Annotated in this window: 2 protein-coding genes; one reads left to right on the top strand and one right to left on the bottom strand. The window is 38.8% G+C overall.

Annotation, left to right across the window (positions count from 1 at the left end):
• Window positions 1–13 precede the first annotated feature (13 nt).
• Window positions 14–883 (bottom strand): pirin family protein, encoded by an 870-nt coding sequence (locus HMPREF0023_RS06970; protein ID WP_026056272.1) that lies wholly within the window; start codon window positions 881–883, stop codon window positions 14–16.
• Window positions 884–1,175: 292 nt separating this feature from the next.
• Here HMPREF0023_RS06970 and lolA point away from each other — a divergent pair, with 292 nt between their 5' ends.
• Window positions 1,176–1,871, top strand: coding sequence for an outer membrane lipoprotein chaperone LolA (gene lolA, locus HMPREF0023_RS06965; RefSeq protein ID WP_004640412.1), 696 nt, complete (start codon window positions 1,176–1,178; stop codon window positions 1,869–1,871).
• The last annotated feature ends 13 nt before the right edge of the window (window positions 1,872–1,884 follow it).

Raw genomic sequence — 1,884 nt, 5'->3', positions numbered from 1 at the left:
TTTTAAAAGATTTTTAGTTTGAATAGTGGCCGAATTTTCCAGTTTTAATATCATCATAGGCTTCAAGAATTTCATCATAAGTATTCATTACAAAGGGGCCATGTCCATTGATCGGTTCATTTAAAGGTTGGGCGGATAAAAATAACAAATCACAATCCTCAATCGCTGTTATTTCAACATCGCTACCTAAACTCGACATCACGGCTAGAGCTTGTTCTTCAAGATGATCTTCATCCGCTGCAAACATGGCTTTGCCTTTACGCAAGTAGATTAATGTTGTGGTTCCTTCTTCTGCGGGGAGGGTAATTTGCTGGTTCTTTTTTAAATGAATGTCAAAAATATTCATTGGGGTAAAGGTTTTGGCGATGCCTTGCGTAGTTCGATATTGACCAGCGACTACACGAATATAACCTGCTTGATGATCAAGTATGCATTTAGGAATTTCACTATTGGATAGGCTTTGATACCGTGGCGCTGACATTTTGTCTTTAGCGGGCAGATTCACCCATAGTTGTACCATTTCAAACTTTCCGCCTTGTTTACGAAACTCAGGACTAAATTGTTCGATATGTTGAATACCTGCAGCGGCGGTCATCCATTGCACATCGCCTGGTTGAATAATGCCACCTTGACCTGTAGAGTCCTTATGCGCTAATTCTCCTGCAAAAACAAAGGTGACGGTTTCAAAACCTCGATGTGGATGTTCATTGACACCTTTTTTATTGCTTTGTGGTTCTAATCGCCCAGGACCAAGGTGGTCGAGTAATAAAAAGGGTGAAGTAGTATTTCCAAGTTCATGATATGAAAATACTGATAAGGCAGGATAAAAATCACCAATAGCAAAACGAGTATCGTTACGATGAATAAACGCAAGACTTTTCATGGTTCGGGCTTTTTGTGTCATTGGACTTAGATTATCAAACTGTAAGCTATGGTCTAGTACATTCTTTATCAATAATTTCTATCCAAAATGTCATAGCATCAAACTCATAAATTGTGGTCGAGGAATAGAATTTTTATTTATTACAATTTCTACATAAAGGCTGTAACTTCATACATAATGCTGAACTTTGCGACACGAACTACACAAAACCGCTGCTTTTCTTCATTTTTTTAGTGATTAAAAACAGTAAGATGTCGTCATAACAGTAGAACTCTGATAGAAGGTTCATTTTATGAATTTTATGAAAAAAATAGCTTACGCGACAACTTTAAGTGCAATTACACTTGCGCCTGTTGTTAGTATTCAGGTGTCTGCTGCACCGGTGGCGGCATCAGCTCAACAGGCAACGACGAGTTTGGTTCAACAATTATCAAGCTTGCAACGCTTCACTGCAGACTTTGAACAAACAACGAAAGTAAGCAACAATAAGGCTGCACCAAAACGCGGGCTTACTGCTCAGCACATGAATCAAACTTTTAAAGGTGTGATGAAGGTTGAACGCCCAGGTAAATTCTATTGGGAAATTACTAGCCCAGCAAAACAAACGATTGTCACATCTGGGAAAACAGTGTGGATTTATGATCCTGATCTACAACAGGCAATTCGTCAAAACCTAGATGATCAGGTGGCAAATACCCCTGCATTATTGTTGTCGGGAAATACCAATCAAATCATGCAGTCTTATCGTGTGACACAACCCGATCGCACGAAATTGTATTATACCTTGTATCCAAAACAGGATGACAGCACGTTCCAAAGTTTAACAATCAGCTTTGGCGCGAATAGAGCACCGAATTTGATGATTTTACAAGACTCATTGGGTCAAACCACTTATGTGCGTTTCAGTAATGTGAAGGTCAATCAAGCAATTCCTGCTTCTGTATTTAATTTTGAGCCGCCAAAAGGCACTGATATTATTGATCAATAATATTTCTATAGAT

The sequence above is a fragment of the Acinetobacter sp. ATCC 27244 genome (assembly GCF_000156555.1).
GTDB lineage: Bacteria > Pseudomonadota > Gammaproteobacteria > Pseudomonadales > Moraxellaceae > Acinetobacter > Acinetobacter haemolyticus.
The sequence above is the reverse complement of the archived record's forward strand: the minus strand, read 5'-3'. Positions and strand labels throughout refer to the sequence as shown.

Coding starts and splice junctions, on each gene's coding strand:
- lolA (WP_004640412.1), top strand. CDS start 1,176: ATGAATTTTATGAAAAAAATAGCTTACGCGACAACTTTAAGTGCAATT.
- HMPREF0023_RS06970 (WP_026056272.1), bottom strand. CDS start 883: ATGAAAAGTCTTGCGTTTATTCATCGTAACGATACTCGTTTTGCTATT.